Source organism: Bacterioplanoides sp., assembly GCF_965226395.1.
GTDB lineage: Bacteria > Pseudomonadota > Gammaproteobacteria > Pseudomonadales > Oceanobacteraceae > Bacterioplanoides.
On record NZ_OZ245358.1, the window covers coordinates 2,705,058 to 2,722,770 of the forward strand.

Consider the following 17,713-nt stretch of genomic DNA (forward strand, 5'->3'; position numbering starts at 1 on the left):
AATTATAAAACGAACGATCAATCAGTTTGCAAAATGTGAAGCCAACATTAAGTATAGTCAATTTGTCGTATGTGCGTATTCTGTTATCAGAAAAACTGGCCTGATAACGCGTAAATTGATGTAAATCGTTTGAGATCACGTCCTTGTTATGTGATTTGTGTGCCCGGCTCAGGTTGTTATTGGCGTTTTACTGGCTTTTCCGCCTTCTTCCCGAACGAGACGTGGAACCAGGTAGCCGGGTAATGTCTGGCGCATTTGTTGATGCAGAGTAAGCGCCTCGGTCTGACTCACATCAAAATGCGCGGCACCAGCCACAGGATCCAGAAGATGAAGGTAATAAGGGATAACACCAAATTCAAATAGTTGCTTGTGTAGATCAGACAAAACTCTGAGAGAATTATTCACGCCTTTCAGTAAAACGGCTTGGTTGAACAAGGTGACGCCGGCAGCACGTAATTTGTGCCAACTAGTCTGATGTTGCCTTGTCAGCTCATTGGCGTGATTGATGTGCAGCACACAGCTGACCTGCAGGCGACTGCGCTCCAGCATCGAGCACAGCACATCCGTGGTACGTTGTGGGATCACAACCGGCAGGCGAGTGTGAATACGCAGGCGGGTTACATGAGGAATGGCTTCAATCGCCTGAATCAGATCCGCCAGGTGTTGGTCTTTCAGCATCAGTGGGTCGCCACCACTGAGAATCACTTCTTCAATTGACGAATCTCCGGCAACGTAGTGTAGGGTTTCCTGCCATTGCTGGCGGCTGATACGGTTATCGTCGTAGGGAAAGTGTCGTCGGAAACAATAGCGACAATTGACGGCACAGCCTGACGCAGCCAGCAATAACACCCGCCCATGATACTTGTGAATAATCCCTTGCTGAATATTACTGTGCTTCTCGGCCAGTGGATCGGTGACATAGCCGGGGATGTCTTCCAGTTCAGCATCCAGCGGTAATACCTGACGCAGTAATGGGTCATGCGGGTTACCGTTCTCCATTTGTGCGGCAAACGGACGGGGCACCAGCATAGGGAATTGTTGCAGTGCTATCTGGCTGACCGGCAGTGCATCCAATGGAATATTGAGGTACTGCAGTAATTCATCCGCCCGCCGAAAAGCACCAGCCAGCAGTTGTTGCCAATCTTGTGGCTCTACAGCAGCGCTGGTTCGGGTTATGATAGACACTTTGCTACGACTTCCAAAAAGTAATCAGGTTTAAAAATGGCGAATTATTCTACCAATGAATTCAAATCAGGTCTCAAAGTAATGCTCGACGGAGACCCGTGCTCCATTGTTGAAAACGAGTATGTTAAGCCGGGCAAGGGCCAGGCGTTTAACCGCGTTAAGCTGCGTAACCTGAAAAATGGTCGTGTATGGGAACGTACCTTTAAATCCGGTGAATCACTGGAAGGTGCGGATGTGATGGAATACGACATGGAATACCTGTACACCGATGGTGAGTTCTGGCATTTCATGGCGAAAGACGGTTCGTTTGAACAGCACGGTGCTTCAGAAGAAGCGTTGGGCGATACCATCAAGTGGTTAAAAGAACAGGAAACCTATGTGGTGACTCTGTTTAACGGTGCGGTATTAACCGTTGCACCACCCAACTTTGTTGAGCTGGAAGTCACTGAGACGGATCCGGGTCTGAAAGGTGATACGGCTAACGGTGGTTCTAAGCCGGCAACGTTAACCACAGGTGCTGTGGTTAAGGTTCCGCTGTTTATTAACATCGGTGAAGTGTTGCGTATCGATACCCGTTCTGGCGAATACGTTGGTCGTGCCTAATTAATAGCACTTAAGGCAATGATAAAGGGAGCTTCGGCTCCCTTTCTTTTTATATTCTGAAGATAAAAGAGACGAACGATGAGTGTCGATTGGTTGCCTGGAGCATCTCCACAGGCTTTAGGTTTACGGGCGCGGGTGAATACGCTGATTCGTAACTTCTTTGCTGAGCAGCAAGTAATGGAAGTCGAGACCCCAATGTTGTGCCAGGCACCGGTCACCGACCCCAATATTGACCCCATTAACGCTCAGGGACGGTATCTTCATACCTCACCGGAATACGCCATGAAACGCCTGTTGTGCGCAGGCAGTGGCGATATTTATCAGCTCTGCAAAGTGTTTCGCCATGGCGAAGCCGGGCAACGTCATAACCCGGAATTTACTATGTTGGAGTGGTATCGGGTGGGCTGGGATCATCAGCAGCTGATGAGTGAAGTCGAACGCTTGTTACGGCTGCTGCTGACCGAACACATTTATCTGAAGCCTGAAGCGCTCACCTTAAGTTATGCCGAAGCACTGCAACAATTTGCGGGTATTAATTGGCCCAACATTTTAGAAGCCCAACTGCGTGAGCAGGGCATTGCACTGGCTGGCTGTGATCTGGAGCTGAATCGTGACGGCTGGCTTGATGTGATTATGAGTCATCAGGTAGAACCAGCATTACCACGGGATACACTGGTCTTTATTCATAACTATCCGGCTTCTCAGGCCGCTCTGGCTAAAGTCAGTGGAGAGGGGAGCGATGCAGTCGCGCAACGTTTCGAAGTGTATTTAAACGGTGTCGAGCTGGCGAATGGCTATCACGAGTTAACCGATGCCAAAGAGCAGCGTCAACGATTTATACAAGAAGCCAATGGTCGTGATATTGATGAACGCTTATTGGCGGCTATGGAGCAGGGGTTGCCGGAGTGTGCCGGGGTGGCGATGGGAATTGATCGGTTATTAATGCTGATGCTGGGCGCCAGCATTGATGAGGTATTGAGCTTTTCCTGGTCGCGCGCCTGAAATACGCGACCAGAAAAGCATTAGCTGGATTACTCCAGCGTCATAGCAATGCTCTCACCCATGCGCAATGGTGAGCCTGCACTCAGAGTGTCTTGCCAGTGCATTTTGCCTTTTTCAAAGCACAACACCACGGTAGAGCCCAGCAGGAAGCGGCCCATTTCTTCACCTTTTTCGATGGTAATCGGTTCTGGGCTTGGATATGAGGTGACGCGCAGTTCGCGTTTTGGCGGGGTAACCAGGCCATGCCAAACGGTCTCAACCGCGGCAACAATCATAGCGCCAACTAACACCATCGCCATCTGGCCCAGCTCGGTATCAAAAATGGCGACTACGCGCTCATTACGGGAAAACAGGCGTGGTACGTTTTCGGCGGTTACCTGATTCACTGAGAATAAATCACCCGGTACATAAATCATCTCGCGCAGTGTGCCGGTAACCGGCATATGAACACGGTGATAATCCTTCGGTGATAAATAAATGGTGGAAAATTCACCGCCCATAAATGGCGCCGCTCGTTCGCTATCACCACCTAATAATTCAATCAGTGAATAATCCTGACCTTTGGCCTGAAAAATCCGGCCATTTTCAATCGGCCCGAGTTGCGAAACGGCACCATCAGCGGGCGAAACAATCATATTGTCGCCATGAGCAACCGGACGGGCACCATCTTTTAATTCGCGGGTAAAGAAGTCATTAAAACAACGAAAGTCTTCCGGATTCTGGCGCTGAGCTTCGTCCATATTGACGTCGAATTGTTTGATAAAACCACGGATTAACGGGTTTTTCACCCAATCTGCTTCGCAGGATGCCACGGCACCAATGCCGCGCGACAATAAGTGTTGTGGCACCAGATACTGACTGGCAATAAATAATTTATCTTTTAATGAAGTGCTCAAGCTCAAATCCTCAAGGTTGCCCGCCAGTGGTGATTGGGGTGTTTTCATCGTTGCCCCATTCTGACCAGGAACCTGCGTACGCTTTAATATTGAAGTTTAAAATTTTACCCACCAGATAGGTAAATCCGGAACGGTGGTGAGTCTGGCAATGGGTGACAATTTCTTTGTCCTGATTAATGCCCATGCCGTTCAGCAGCTCACGGAAATCATCCAGAGGGTTGATGCGTAAACCGTCTTCCGGGTTCATGCCACGAGTCCACTCATAGTTGACTGCCCCCGGGATATGACCACCACGTGCCGATACCACTTTTTCGCCGGTGTATTCTTTTTCAGAGCGCGCATCCCAGATTGCAAAATCCGCTTGTCCCAGGCGAGCGACAATTTCTTCTTTGCTGAGCGCAAACCCCGGTTGTAACTGGGTGACGCTGTAGTCTGATGCCGTGGGGAGGTTGTTACCGGATTCGGTAGCCAGACCATCTTTTAGCCAGGCGTGAATGCCACCATTCAGGTAGCTGTAACTGTGATGGCCAATCATATCCAACGCCCAGATCAGGCGACCAGCCCAGCCACCGCCTTCGTCATCGTAGGCAATTACATGGGTATCGGCAGTCAGACCCAGTTCACTGAACAGCGCCGACAGATCTTCCAGCGAAGGCAGTGCGCCCGGCGTTGGCTTTTGTCCCAGTTGCAGACGTTTAAAATCGAGGTGAACGGCCCCGGGAATATGATGTTGCTGGTAAGTTTCCAGCTTGCTCTGGTCAATAATCAGCGTATTCGCTAACGGCAGTTGATCAGCTAACTGTTGTGGTTCAATAAGCAGGGGAAGTGAGGCCATCGGGAATCCGTACAGAAGTATGAATTTAACAGGAGTATAAATGTAATGGCCAACAGTGTATCCGAGCCGGGCATTAATGTCAGTGAAGGGCCCGGTCGGATTAGCTAATAATTGTCAGGAGCGGGATGCTGTTGGCCGTTGCTGGGCGGTATGACTGCGCAGTTCGGCCAGGCTTTTGCTGGCGGTTAAACACAGGTTTTTGAAGGCCAGATATTCGCTGTGTTCCACTGGTTGCTCACCATCATTATTCAGCGCCATGATCAGGCCAATGGGTTTATGGCCGGCATCAATCGACATGGTCACCCAATGGTTTGGTAACAGCTGTTGGGTTGCATCCGGAAGATGACGCAAAAATTTCTCGCGGTTCTCCGGCGTCAGGCTCAGGCTGGCGGGCTTTTCCAGCAGTTTGTTAAAAATACTCGGCTGGCGTAAATCAATGGTCATTTTTCGCAGGGGATGCTGCTCCGGCAGATTTTCGGCATAAAACACTTTTAATGCGGTTTTGTCTTTATTCAGCAGCGCGATGCAGGCACTCGACATGCCTAACCCCTGACAAATCCCCCGAAGTACCCCACGCATTAAATAATGCCAGTCACCGAAGCTATCCGGTTGTTGCTGCAACTGATTCAGCAATTTATTGAGATAACTCTGATCGGGCTGGCGGGTAATTTGCTCAATTTCGGCAGTCGGTTTGCCAATATTAATTGGCTCTTTTTTAATGACATTTTCCTGGATGTCATCTGTTACCGGCTTTTCAGCAACCGCTGGAATCACCTTTGGATAACTCTGGCGTGTGGCGCTTGGGCTGGCAAGTAATGCTAAGCCGCTGGATAAGGCGTCATTCTGGCGGCGGCTGGCATTGAGCTGGATAATTCTCAGGTCGGCGGCGACCTGTGCCTGTGGTTTGCCTAACCAATGGCTGGCCAGCACCAGCCAGCGGCGGGCATTGTTGCTTTCTGGCGCGATGTGCCAGTTCCAGGACAGGCCGGTGGCAATCATCGGAATCAACTCAGGTTGTTGCAGGCGGTGCAGTAACTGGCGTTGGTTATCAAAGTCTCTTGGGTCGTGGCGGCGTAATAACTTCCATTGCTCGGTGGTTAAACCAGCCTCTTTGCGGAAGCAGTCTAAGGCGGCCGGGGGTAATCCCAGTTGTTTTACCTGGCGTTGCCAGTTTTTAAGCTGGTTGTCACCAAAGCAGGTATTGATGGCAGCCAATACGTCCTGGCCTTCACTCAGGCAATACAACCAGTTTTGCGCCAGCTCCTCACTGAGTAGCCATTGCCACAGCGGTGCGCACACCATCAGGGTGTTCCAGCGGGCGTAGTCCGGACTGATATTGCCACGGATAGCCGCCCAGTGAGCAGCCATCTCAGCCGCCATATCGGCGCAGTGTAAGGCCCGGCGGTAGAGCTGATGCTGGCGTGACTCACTGTTGGCATCGACAACCGGCAGATGTTTGATCAGACGCACCAGTTCCTGCATCCCTAACAGGGATAAACAATTGGCGGCACCGGATATCTGTTCCCGACAGCCAGGGTTATGGCTGACCGCCGCTACCATCAGGTTAAGGCACAAGGCCGGATCCTTCTCAACAACCAACGCCAGATCATCAAAATTGACCTGGCTGCTTTGCATCTGCTTGCGCACCCGATTCCGGGTTTCTGCCAGAATCGGGAAATTGCGCAGGGCTGCAACATCAGACCAGCGACTGCTGGGAGGGGAAATTACCGATAAGTGTGTCATGTCTCAGTTTGTATAACAGCGAATTGTGACCTTTACTTACTATAGTCTTGATTCCTGGTCTCCGCTGGAGGTAATTGCCCTGAACGTATTGGTAATGTCTCCGGAAAGTGGAGTTGTATCCCGAAGGATTGCCTGAATGCTGTTTCTGATTGGCTTGTTTGTTGTTTTTGGTAGCGTGTTATATGGCTATGTGATGTCACATGGTCAGCTGCTGGCATTGTGGCAACCGTTTGAAATCCTGATTATTGTGGGCGCCGCGTTTGGCGCCTTTCTGTTATCCAATCCCTGGCATGTAATTAAGGGCTGTTTTGCCCTGACCCCCCAGATTGTGCTGGGCAGTAAAGTGAATAAAGCTATGTATATGGATGTACTGGGCCTGATTTACGACATCCTCAATAAAGCCCGGCGTGAAGGGATTATGGCGATTGAAGGGGATGTTGATAGTCCTCAGTCGAGTGCCATTTTCTCTCGTTATCCCGCCATTCAGTCAAATGCAGAACTGGCTGACTTTATTGCCGACTATTTCCGTATTATTGCCGCCGGCAATCTGACCTCCTTTGAACTCGAATCCCTGATGGATCAGGAAATTGATGCCCGCTTACACGAACTGGAACAACCTGCGGTAGCCGTGGGGAAGGTGGCTGATGCTTTGCCAGGTTTCGGGATTGTGGCCGCGGTATTGGGGATTGTGATTACCATGGGGGCGATTGGTGGTGAAATTTCTGAAATTGGTAAACACGTGGCCGCTGCGCTGGTGGGTACCTTTTCCGGGGTGCTGTTGTCGTACGGTTTTACCGGGCCGGTGAGTGCCAGTATGCGCCATATCGCCGAAGAAGAAATCAAGCTCTATGAAGCGGCCAAAGCCTGTATTGTGGCGTCGCTGAACGGTGTGCCACCGCAACTGGCGGTTGAGTTTGGCCGTAAAGCCCTGTTTACCCATGGGCGGCCGACCTTTAACGAAGTTGAAAGTAAAATTCGTGGTCGCTGATGGAGAATTTAGGCCAGCACCAGAACATTATTGTTCGTCGTTATAAAAAAGGTAAACACGAAGAACATGGTGGCGCCTGGAAAGTCGCCATGGCGGACTTTGCATTGGCGATGATGGCGTTGTTTCTGGTGTTATGGGTGATTAACTCATCTAACGAGCAGGAAAAGGCTGCTATTTCCGGTTATTTTCAGGATCCTAAGGCTTTTGAAGAAGGCCAACGGGTACCGTCGGCTTATATCATTGATTTTGGCGGCTCACCGTCAACCGCAGACAATATTGCGGTGTCGGAAGTGATTGATCCGGAAAAAATTCTGCAGGCTGAAGAAATTGAAAACCTGGCCGATGCCATTGAGCAAAAACGCTTACAGAGTATGCAGGCTAAAATTGAAGCCCGGATTGAAGCCAGCCCAACACTCAGCCCGTTTAAAAATCAGCTGCTGCTGGATATCACCACCGAAGGATTGCGGCTACAGATTGTGGATCAGACCAAACGCCCCATGTTTGACCCGGGCAGTGCTGATTTAAAATATTATTCGGAAGATATCTTATGGGAGTTGGCACCGGTACTGGCAACACTGGAGCATCGTTTGTCCATTAGTGGCCATACCGATTCATCCAAAGCCGCTGGCGTGCGTGCGGAAGACGATATTAACTGGAGTTTGTCGTCGATGCGGGCCGACTCAGCCCGTCGCGCTTTAATGGAAGCGGGCGTGCCTAAATCTCAGATTGCTCAGGTGATTGGTATGGGTGATACCGCGCCGTTAAAAGCGGATGATCCGGGTAATTCGGTAAACCGCCGTATTTCCATCACCATGCTGAACAAACAGTCCGATGCCAATATCCGTGGTCGTGCCGGTGGCGCTGACAACCGTGATATCGAATTTATTAACGATGGCGAAGGTAATCCACAAGGCGGCCAGAACCAGGAAAACCAGGATGACCGTAAACCGGTGGTGAATAAGGCTGGTTCGTTATTGGATGAGTTACGTAAGCAGCGGGAAAGCAAAGACAATACCTATGATAACCCGCCTAATCGTGAAGAAATTTTCTGGTAAATGACGGTCTTTAAAGCTCCGTCAGAGTGGCTAAAATCCGCTTATAACTGTCGAATCGTTGTTGGCTGATTTTGCCGGACTCAACCGCATCTAAAATAGCACAGCCGGGTTCTTGTTCGTGTTTACAGTCACGGAAGCGGCAATAACCGGCAAGGTCGCGAATTTCACAAAAGCCGAACATCACATCTTCTTCCGACATATGCCATAAGCCAAATTCCCGGATTCCCGGAGAATCAATTAAATCACCGCCGTCGGGAAAGTGGTATAAACGTGCCGTGGTGGTGGTATGGCGGCCTTTTTTGGTGGCTGCTGACAAAGCGCCAACTTTTAATTCTTCCTCTGGCAGCAGGGTATCAATTAAGGAAGATTTACCGACCCCGGATTGGCCAACAAATACACTGATACGACCATTCAGGAATTGTTTAAATTCACTCAAACTGCTTTCTTGCTTGCTGCACACCCGTAAAGTGCGATAGCCCAGTTGCTCGTAAGTGGTTAATAACTCATCAAAGCGCTGGCGATTGGCATCATTCAGTAAATCGGTTTTATTTAACAGAATAATTGGTTCAATCCGGCAGTTTTCGGCGGCCACCAGATAGCGGTCAATCAGGTTGGCATGAGCCTCTGGTTCGGGGGCAATCACCAACACAATAAAATCAATATTGGCGGCGACTGGTTTGATTTCGTTGTAAGGGTTCGGGCGGGATAATTCTGACGTTCTTTGCGTGACCGTTTCAACCACACCGGTGCGGACTTTTTCATCACTGGATGCATGACTGACTTCTGGCCCAGGACGAAACACCACACGATCCCCTGTCACTAGCGAGCCTAAATTGGCACGTAAATAACACCGGTATTTTTGGCGCTGGTCATCTTCCACTTCCACCTGACTACCAAAATGTGCAATCACCTGACCATGGCACTCGTCGCCCAGCTCTCCGGCATTCAGCTGTTCTGTAATGTCGTTTTCTTTGCGTTCGGCCCGCTTGGCTTTTTCCTGCTGGATTTTTTCAACACGCCAGGCCTGGCGTTTGGTCAGTTTTCGTTTTGCCATAAAAGGGGTATCGCGGCTTCCGGAGGTGGATTAGGAGTGAGCCGGTATTGTCCGGGTTGGCTGACGACAGTGCAATAGCAAGCTGATAAACTGGCGCGCTTTCAATTCAAGGGCGTGCGAAAGGCGAGTGCTTATGAGTCAAAAAGAAAATCTGGTGTGGATGGACCTGGAAATGACCGGTCTGGAGCCAGAGCAGGATGTCATTATTGAAATTGCCACCCTGGTAACGGATAAAGAGCTGAATATTATTGCCGAAGGTCCGGTGCTGGCGATTCATCAGCCGGATGTGCTGCTGGATGCGATGGATGAATGGAATACCAAAACCCATGGTAACTCTGGGCTGACACAACGTGTACGAGACAGTCAGGTATCGGCGCGTGAGGCTGAACAACAGACATTGGCTTTTTTACGCGAGCACGTCAAAGAAGGCAGCTCCCCCCTGTGTGGTAACAGTATTCATCAGGATCGCCGCTTTCTGGTGAAATATATGCCGCAGCTGGAAGCCTACATGCACTACCGCAATATTGACGTCAGTACGCTGAAAGAGCTGGCCAAGCGCTGGAAGCCAGACGTTGTTTCTTCCTTTAAGAAAAAAGGCGCACATCTGGCGCTGGATGATATCAAAGAGTCGATTGCTGAAATGGCGCATTATCGCGAACACTTGCTGGCGTTATAAATGATGAGCTGCCGCTGAATATTGGCATTTCTGACAGAAAACTGGGTCTTGTTTGCGGTGATATTTTGACAACTGCATCACAAGATTCAGCGTTATTGAAAATTGTCAAAATGTAAAATTGTAATAAGAATCCTTTTTCATATAATCCAATTGTCGCAATTTAACAGTGGATTATCCGAGTGTCCCGCCCAAGCCTGAAAGAACAGCGTTACCAACAAGTGATGGATGCTTATGAAGCCTGTGTTGCACGTTATGGCCTCGAAGGCGCGACACTGGAACGTATTGCTGAAAAAGCGGACCTTGCGAGACCCTTAATTCGCCATAATGTCGGTAACCGGCGTGAGCTTCAGGCCGGGCTGATGCAGCGCTTTGAACAGCGTTGTCATGATTTTATTGCTTACCTGAACCACTCTCTGACTCCCCAGTCTTCCGATGACGATCTGATTCGTGTTTTGTTTGAGCGCAATTGTGATACTGCTCGTCTGGCGTATTCACTATCCGCGTTGGCCGAAGATAATCAGCAGGTCGCTGTTTTACTGGAAAACTGGAAAACGATGTTGAGGGAATGCCTGATTGGTTACTTTGTACAGAGAGACTCTCAGGTTAATGAAGAGGCTGCCAATGCAGTAGCCGTTGGCATTTGTGCCATCTATTCGAATGCACAAATTTATCAGATGATGAAGATGCAAGGGCTGGAAGAGCAGTCCTCTCAGGCGGCTCTGCGACTGCTCAGGTCATTGCAGAGCCGTTAGGGCCTGTTGACGGCCCTGATAAATCACCTGAGAGCAGGCTGATTTATTCGGCTTCGATGCCAACAATCACCCAATTAGAACCATCAACCGCAGTATCACGTTCCAGATGCCAGGTATCAAAAATACCGTCTTCGGATTTTTCCAGTTCATCCTTACATAAGCCACGGAACAAAATGCTGATCTCGGCCACAGAACCAGTCTGGTCGGCGCGTACAATCTCGGCGTTCAGATCCAGAATTTCGGTTTGTGGTGGCACCATCAGGCGTTCGCGCTGCTGTTTTAAACCGGCAAACAGTGGGGCTGAAACATATTCTTCAATCACCTCCAGCTTGCCGTCGTTCCAGGCTTGCTGAACCGTGCGATAGTGCTCCAGTGAGCCCTGAACAAAAGCATCGGCATCAAATCCTTGCGGCAGATTTAAGGGTGTTTCGTCATGGCTGCTGCCGGTATCAAACGCCGCTGCGGCACCGGCTTCGCGCGGCATTTCAACGCTCTGGCGCTGCATAGCTGGAGACGCGCCTGCACTACTAACACTGGCATGAGCAGGCTGGCGTTGACCTGCGGCCATTGAGCGGAAGATTTTCAGCGCAATAAAGGCAACCGCTGCCAGCAGCAGAATATCCATAAACTGAATGCCTTCAAAAGCACCACTGCCCAGCAGGTAAGCGAACAGGCCGCCAGCTAATAGACCACCTAACATACCGCCCATCAGGCCCCGGCCTTTTTGTGCCGGCTGGTTCTGGCCATTTTTCTGGTCTGCTTGTTTTTGAGGTTCCTGCTTTTTCTTGAAGAAAGGTGTGGTTTTGTGGCTTTTGCCAAAGCCTCCACCGCCAAAACGTTTGGCCTGGGCTTCGCCTACAAAGGCAAATATCAAACATAACGACGTTAATACAGTCAGAAATGATTTCATTCGGTTATTCCAATGCTATTTATCAGAGTGATTTTATGGGTTTTATTGTGGCGACAGAGTATATCATCGCTTTATTAAACCGGGGCTTTATTGCACCTGTTATTACGCCTACTATTGAACCTGGGCGACGTGATAACCCTTGTTTTTTAATTGGGTTAACAAACCGTCCCGGCCTGCCAGATGCAAAGCACCCACAAGCACGAGCTTCGGTTCTCGGTGAGTTAATAAGGTTTCGATGCGTGGCATCCAGTTATTATTCCGTTCAACCAATAAACTCTGATAAATTTTAGGGTAATCCTGCTGCATCGGTTGAATACCCAGTGTGTTCAGGGTTGTGGCATCACCATCGCGCCAGGCTTTGCGCATGCCGTCCATCATGCTTTCTAATTCTTTGGCGTCGGCTAACGTTTGCTGGATCAGATTATCTTCGTTGCCTTCCGCCATATTCGCCAGAAAATGCAGCTGCTGGTTCGGGCTTTCCAGTTGGGTGGTCAGTTTGTTGTCGGCTTTGGCTTTGTTATAAAAATAATTATCCACACCTTCAGCGGTTAAGCCGTATTTTTGCAGTTCCTGCACCACAATAATCAGGCTGATAAATTGTGGTTTAAATGGCATAAAAGGGCGCAGGTCGATCTGATTTTGCTGACAGTAATCACTGAGTTGCTGAAACGCTGTGTCCGATAAGGCGGTTTTGAGTGTTTCTCCGGCGGGTAATAAAAAGGCTTGCTGAAACTGCTGTTGAAACTCAGCACTTTCGAGCGCGCTGATGTCGGTTTCAAATACTAGCCAGTTCACTTTTTGATAGGTAGCTTCAAACTCGGCGGGTAATGGATAATCCGACTCCGCCAGCATATGAAAGGTGCCGCCCAGATAAATATGCTTGTCGCCGTTGCTGACTTTCCACAGGGAGGTTTCGGCCAGTGTCGATAAGCAAATAAAGGAGAAAATCAGGCTGAGTATCAGACGCATAGGGAAGTCCTTTTCAGGTAATAAAAAACGCCCAAACAGCATACTGTTTGGGCGTTTTATCATCAACCTATACGGTGAACTCGGATGTACCCGTGTGCGCAGTCACCACTTTGGTCATAACCTATGTTTACGGATTCTTTGGATGCATATGCTAGTAACAGTCGGGACAACATCATTTGGCGTCGCTCTTTTGGTACGTCACTGGCAATGACAAAATAGTTTGGCTTGCATCCTGGATGAGATCGAGGCTGATTCTGAAGCGTGATGTATATGTAGTCACCATCAGAATAAGTAAAGACGCCTGTTAAAACGCCACGTATATTTGAGTTATATATTGCATTCGCATTGCTTGTAAATACGAATAAAGAAATTATCAATAACATTTTTTTCATTACGAAATCCTTTCTATTTTTTCTGTATGAATGAAGGAGTCATCTAGTGACTCCTTCATACCAATTATACAATCCGCATGCCGGGTTTAGCACCTTCATCTGGCTCTAATAACCAGATATCTTTACCACCCGGGCCTGCCGCCAGCACCATACCTTCTGACATACCAAACTTCATTTTACGCGGTGCCAAGTTGGCAATCATCACGGTCAGACTGCCGATCAGGTCTTCCGGCGCATAGGCGGATTTAATACCCGAGAAGACATTACGGACGTCGCCGTTGCCGATATCCAGGGTTAACTGCAATAACTTATCGGCACCTTCAACGTGTTGTGCATTCAGAATTTTGGCAACACGCAAATCCACTTTGGCAAAATCATCGAACTGAATTTCCGGAGCGATAACTTCGTTACCGTCTTCTCTCGGCTCTGGGCCTTTCTTGCGAGGCTTTTTCTCTTTTTTAGCTGGCTTTTTCTCAGCAGCTTTGCTGTCTGCTTTAGCATCGGTTGTTGCAGGCGCTGCGCCATTTTCTTTCGCCAGCTCAGATTTGGTCTCTTCCAGAATCGCTTCGATTTTTTCCATCTCAGCACGGCTCAGCATCGGCTTAAATTTATTAATCTCATGGCCCAGCAGAATGTCGCGACGAGCATCCCAGTCCAGTGATTCCAGATTCAGGAAGGCCTGGGTTTTTTCAGCGATCTCCGGCAGTACCGGCGCCAGATACGTCACCAGCTGGCGGAACAGGTTGATGGCAACGGAACATACTTCCAGCACTTCCTGCTCGCGGCCTTCTTCTTTGTTCATCGCCCAAGGCTGTTTTGCCTGAATGTATTCGTTCGCGCGATCGGCAAGGGTCATGATTTCTTTCATGGCTTTGCCAAATTCGCGCTGTTCGTACAGCTCTGCAATCACGTCACCACGATCAATAAAGCTTTGTACCATGTCCTGTTCAATACAGCTGTCGCTCAGCTCACCACCGGACTTTTTAACAAAGTTGGCAGTACGGCTGGCAATGTTGACCAGCTTATTCACCAGATCGGTATTTACACGCTGTACGAAGTCTTCCAGATTCAGGTCGAAATCATCCACGCTGGCACTCAGTTTGGCCGCGAAGTAATAACGCAGGTAGGTCGGGTTTAAATGATTCAGGAAGGTGCGGGCCTTAATAAAGGTGCCACGCGACTTCGACATTTTTGCGCCATTGACGGTGACAAAACCGTGAGCGTTAACGGCGGTTGGGGTGCGGTATTCTGCGGCGGTCAGCATGGACGGCCAGAACAAGGCGTGGAAGTTGATGATGTCTTTACCGATAAAGTGGTAAACCTCGGCGTCAGAGCCGGGCTTCCAGTAATCATCAAAGTCTAAATCGTCACGACGGTCACACAGGTTTTTGAAGCTGGCCATATAGCCGATTGGCGCGTCCAGCCAAACGTAGAAATATTTGCCCGGTGCATCTGGAATCTCAAAGCCGAAGTAAGGGGCATCACGGCTGATGTCCCATTCCTGCAAACCAGCATCCAGCCATTCAGCCAGCTTGTTCGCGACTTCATCCTGTAACGTGCCAGAACGGGTCCACTCTTTCAGGAAGCCTTCAAAGTCCGGTAATTTGAAGAAGTAGTGTTCAGATTCTTTTTCAACCGGCGTGGCACCAGAGATGGTCGAAAACGGATTTTTCAGTTCACCCGGCGTGTAGGTTGCGCCACAGCTTTCACAGTTATCGCCGTACTGGTCTTCGGTACCACATTTCGGGCATTCACCTTTGACATAACGGTCGGCCAGAAACAGCTCTTTTACCGGATCGTACAGCTGCTTAATGCTGCGCACATTGATGTGGCCTTTGTCGCGGCAGGCTTTATAAATAGCGGCGCTCAGTTCGCGGTTTTCTTCCGAGTGGGTCGAGTGGAAGTTATCAAAGGCGATCTGGAAATCAGCAAAGTCAGCTTCATGCTCGGCTTTAACCCGGGCAATCTGTTCTTCCGGGCTGATGCCTTCTTTCTCGGCGCGCAACATAATGGCAGTGCCATGAGCATCGTCGGCACAGACGTAGGTACATTGATGGCCACGGGCTTTCTGGAAGCGAACCCAGATATCCGTCTGGATATATTCCAGCAGGTGACCTAAGTGAATGGAGCCGTTGGCATACGGCAGGGCACTGGTGACCAGAATTTTACGGCTGTTCGTTGCGTGATCTGTCATGGAACTCGTTCTGTGCGCTAAAAATAAAGGGCGCCATTGTACGAGCGACAGCGCTTGCAGTAAACCAACTACAAGCGGCTATGACTAGAGAAAACAAAGTGTCACTGACAGTAAACAGACGCAGCTGTTGATCAGTCGGCGGCCACCGGCTCGCTACCCGGCACCAGCGTAACCCGGGCGGTGCGGATGGTGTTGTCTTTGATCTGCAGAATTTCGATGCGGTAATCGTCAATCACCAAACACACCTGAGTGTCCGGAATATGTTCCAGTGCTTCCACGATCAGGCCGCTGATGGTTTTCGGGCCATCGGTGGGTAATGCCCAATGCAGGGTTTTATTCACGTCACGGACAAAGGCGGTGCCGTCAATAATAAAGCTGCCATCTTCTTGCGGGTGTACATCGGGCGAGCTGGTGGTGGCCACATCGGTCGTGAACTCACCAACAATCTCTTCGAGAATATCTTCCAGCGTACAGATGCCCTGCACATCGCCATATTCATTCACTACCAGCGCCATACGGCGTTGGTTTTTCTGGAAGTTAAACAGCTGGGTGTGTAGTGGTGTGCTCTCCGGAATAAAGTACGGCTCCCGAATCACCTTCTCCAGCTCTTCCTTCAGGTATTCGCCGGAAGCCAGAAAGCGGCTGATATTACGCGTGTGTAATAACCCCACCACTTCGTTTAATTCACCACGGTACACCGGAATGCGGGTGTGCTGGGTGTTACGCAGTTGTTGCTGAATCGTGGACAGATCATCGTCCAGGTCGATACCAAACACTTCCGTACGCGGCACCATGATGTCGTTCACCGTCATCTTTTCCAGATCCAGAATACTGATCAGCATATGCTGGTGGCGTTTAGGAATCATAGAACCGGCTTCACGCACGACGGTACGCAGTTCTTCGGTGGATAAGTTATCCGGTGTTGGGTTATTCACATCCACCCGGATCAGTTTTAACAAGCCATTGGCGATGGTATTTACCAGCCACACAAATGGATACAGCAACCACTGCAAGCCAGCCAGAATGCGAGAGGCCGGGAAGGCAATTTTTTCCGGTGCAATGGCGGCCAGAGTTTTGGGGGTTAGTTCTGCGAAAATCAGTACTACCAGAGTGAACAGAATGGTGTTCACAAACACCGCCAGATCGGGATTATCCGGCCATAAGCGCTGGCTGATGATGGTGGCCAGTGCAGCGGCGGCAAAGTTCACCAGATTGTTACCGGTGAGAATAGTACCAATCAGGCGGTCTGGTTTTTCGAGTAATTTAGCCGCCCGTTGTGCGCCTTTGTGTTTGTTTTTAACCAGATGGCGCAGACGATAACGGTTGAGCGACATCATGCCGGTTTCAGAGCTGGAGAAGAATCCGGAGAAGATAATCAGTAATGCCAGTATGCTGAACAGCACACTTAAGGGGACGTCGTTCAAGACGGGTTCCTGTGGTTAGTAATCAAAATGAAGATGCGCTCATCATAGGCAGGAGGTGTGTGGTGTCAATGTTTTCAACACTTTTGACTGCTGTCATAACGTTTGGCTTAAATCATAAAGTTACCCGGATTATTGCTCATAGCAGCAACAGGATGTTGCGCTAGCTCGGCAGGGCCATGGATGGCCCTTCGGAGCGGCGGCTGAGCAATAATCCGGGGGACTTTCAGGATTTGTCCAACAGAACCTCGACGACAAACTTAGAGCCAAAATACGACAAAATCAGAAAGCCAGTACCAATGATGGTCCAGCGGCTGGCAATCACACCCCGCCAGCCAAAGCGGTAGCGGCCAAACAGCAGAGTGGCAAACACCAGCCAGCCAATCACCGCAAACACCACTTTATGGATTAAGAATTGCGCTTTTAAGTCGATCACACTTGGCAAGCCAATCACAAACGAGGCAGTCAGCAACAACATACCCAGCCAGATCATTTCAAACAGCAGCAAATCCATGGTTTGTAACGGCGGCAGATTTTGCACCAGCCCGCGGAAGTGATGCTTTCTCAGGCTCTGATCCTGCAGGTACAACAATACAGACTGTACCGCAGCAATGGTAAAAACGCTGTACGCCAGAATCGCCAGCAAAATATGCCAGGCCAGAGCGTAATTGATGTCTTTCAATGGGACATGCTGGTCGGAGAAGGCGGCAAAAATCAGAATAACGGCCGCCATCGGCAACAGCCCGATTAACAGATTGTCGATGGGTTTTTTCCAGCTGGAAAACAACAACAGCAGGGTAATTACCCAGCTGATTAACGAGCCCACTTCAAACAATGCGAAGTTAATATATTGGCCGCCCAACATATCGCGGCCGAGGTAACCCAGATGTAACAGCGCGGCCACCATGGCCGCTGACAGTACCAGGCCGCGGTTGGCTGGCTGCTTGCCAACCACTGTTAACCATTGGCGTAACGCACTGAACAGATAAAAACCGGCGGCGGGTAACGCCAGTGACAACCCTGACATACGATGTCCTC

16 protein-coding genes are annotated in these 17,713 nt (G+C 49.7%); 6 read left to right on the plus strand and 10 right to left on the minus strand.

The window, feature by feature from the left end; translation table 11 throughout:
• Positions 1-168: 168 nt before the first annotated feature.
• Positions 169-1,185, minus strand: a complete 1,017-nt coding sequence (gene epmB / locus ACO05E_RS12470; protein ID WP_419813262.1) for an EF-P beta-lysylation protein EpmB — start codon at positions 1,183-1,185, stop codon at positions 169-171.
• Positions 1,186-1,221: 36 nt separating this feature from the next.
• Between epmB and efp the strand changes: the two genes are divergently transcribed.
• Both efp and epmA read left to right on the plus strand, forming a co-directional pair.
• Complete coding sequence (efp, locus tag ACO05E_RS12475; RefSeq protein ID WP_255857441.1) at positions 1,222-1,788, plus strand: elongation factor P; 567 nt, start codon at positions 1,222-1,224, stop codon at positions 1,786-1,788.
• Positions 1,789-1,866: 78 nt separating this feature from the next.
• Positions 1,867-2,790 carry an EF-P lysine aminoacylase EpmA gene (gene epmA, locus ACO05E_RS12480; protein WP_419813263.1) on the plus strand — a complete coding sequence of 308 codons (924 nt, stop codon included), beginning with the start codon at positions 1,867-1,869 and terminating at the stop codon, positions 2,788-2,790.
• 29 nt (positions 2,791-2,819) lie between these two features.
• Here the strand turns inward: epmA and asd are convergent, their stop codons facing one another.
• From asd to ACO05E_RS12495, 3 genes are all read right to left on the minus strand, one after another.
• Positions 2,820-3,734: an archaetidylserine decarboxylase gene (asd, locus tag ACO05E_RS12485; RefSeq protein ID WP_419813264.1), complete on the minus strand. Its 915-nt coding sequence runs from the start codon at positions 3,732-3,734 to the stop codon at positions 2,820-2,822.
• Positions 3,697-4,521 (minus strand): sulfurtransferase, encoded by an 825-nt coding sequence (locus ACO05E_RS12490; protein ID WP_419813265.1) that lies wholly within the window; start codon positions 4,519-4,521, stop codon positions 3,697-3,699. The genes asd and ACO05E_RS12490 overlap by 38 nt, the downstream gene beginning before the upstream one ends.
• 114 nt (positions 4,522-4,635) lie before the next feature.
• The gene (locus tag ACO05E_RS12495; RefSeq protein WP_419813266.1) at positions 4,636-6,264 is read right to left on the minus strand and encodes an HDOD domain-containing protein; all 1,629 of its coding nucleotides are present in this window, start codon (positions 6,262-6,264) and stop codon (positions 4,636-4,638) included.
• A gap of 136 nt (positions 6,265-6,400) precedes the next feature.
• On the opposite strand from ACO05E_RS12495, the gene motA reads away from it, so the two are divergent.
• Together motA and motB are read left to right on the plus strand one after the other, a co-directional pair.
• Positions 6,401-7,252, plus strand: a complete 852-nt coding sequence (gene motA / locus ACO05E_RS12500) for a flagellar motor stator protein MotA (protein WP_419813267.1) — start codon at positions 6,401-6,403, stop codon at positions 7,250-7,252.
• Complete coding sequence (motB, locus tag ACO05E_RS12505; RefSeq protein WP_419813268.1) at positions 7,252-8,307, plus strand: flagellar motor protein MotB; 1,056 nt, start codon at positions 7,252-7,254, stop codon at positions 8,305-8,307. The genes motA and motB overlap by 1 nt, the downstream gene beginning before the upstream one ends.
• 10 nt (positions 8,308-8,317) lie before the next feature.
• Here motB and rsgA read toward each other — a convergent pair whose 3' ends face one another.
• Positions 8,318-9,361 carry a small ribosomal subunit biogenesis GTPase RsgA gene (gene rsgA, locus ACO05E_RS12510; protein ID WP_419813269.1) on the minus strand — a complete coding sequence of 348 codons (1,044 nt, stop codon included), beginning with the start codon at positions 9,359-9,361 and terminating at the stop codon, positions 8,318-8,320.
• A gap of 133 nt (positions 9,362-9,494) precedes the next feature.
• On the opposite strand from rsgA, the gene orn reads away from it, so the two are divergent.
• Positions 9,495-10,037, plus strand: a complete 543-nt coding sequence (gene orn, locus ACO05E_RS12515) for an oligoribonuclease (RefSeq protein WP_419813270.1) — start codon at positions 9,495-9,497, stop codon at positions 10,035-10,037.
• Between the two features lie 179 nt (positions 10,038-10,216).
• Positions 10,217-10,789, plus strand: coding sequence for a TetR/AcrR family transcriptional regulator (locus ACO05E_RS12520; protein ID WP_419813271.1), 573 nt, complete (start codon positions 10,217-10,219; stop codon positions 10,787-10,789).
• Between the two features lie 43 nt (positions 10,790-10,832).
• On the opposite strand, the gene ACO05E_RS12525 is transcribed toward ACO05E_RS12520, so the two are convergent.
• The 5 genes from ACO05E_RS12525 to ACO05E_RS12545 all read right to left on the minus strand — a co-directional run bounded on the left by ACO05E_RS12525 (position 10,833) and on the right by ACO05E_RS12545 (position 17,702).
• A complete protein-coding gene (locus ACO05E_RS12525) occupies positions 10,833-11,699 on the minus strand; it encodes a Tim44 domain-containing protein (protein WP_419813272.1) in 867 nt (288 codons plus the stop codon).
• A 111-nt stretch (positions 11,700-11,810) separates the two neighbouring features.
• Entirely contained in the window at positions 11,811-12,668 is an 858-nt protein-coding gene (locus ACO05E_RS12530) for a TraB/GumN family protein (RefSeq protein ID WP_419813273.1), read from the minus strand.
• A gap of 456 nt (positions 12,669-13,124) precedes the next feature.
• Positions 13,125-15,254: a methionine--tRNA ligase gene (metG, locus tag ACO05E_RS12535; protein WP_419813274.1), complete on the minus strand. Its 2,130-nt coding sequence runs from the start codon at positions 15,252-15,254 to the stop codon at positions 13,125-13,127.
• 131 nt (positions 15,255-15,385) lie between these two features.
• Complete coding sequence (locus tag ACO05E_RS12540; RefSeq protein WP_419813275.1) at positions 15,386-16,678, minus strand: HlyC/CorC family transporter; 1,293 nt, start codon at positions 16,676-16,678, stop codon at positions 15,386-15,388.
• A gap of 223 nt (positions 16,679-16,901) precedes the next feature.
• Positions 16,902-17,702 carry a cytochrome C assembly family protein gene (locus ACO05E_RS12545; protein WP_419813276.1) on the minus strand — a complete coding sequence of 267 codons (801 nt, stop codon included), beginning with the start codon at positions 17,700-17,702 and terminating at the stop codon, positions 16,902-16,904.
• Between the last annotated feature and the right edge of the window lie 11 nt (positions 17,703-17,713).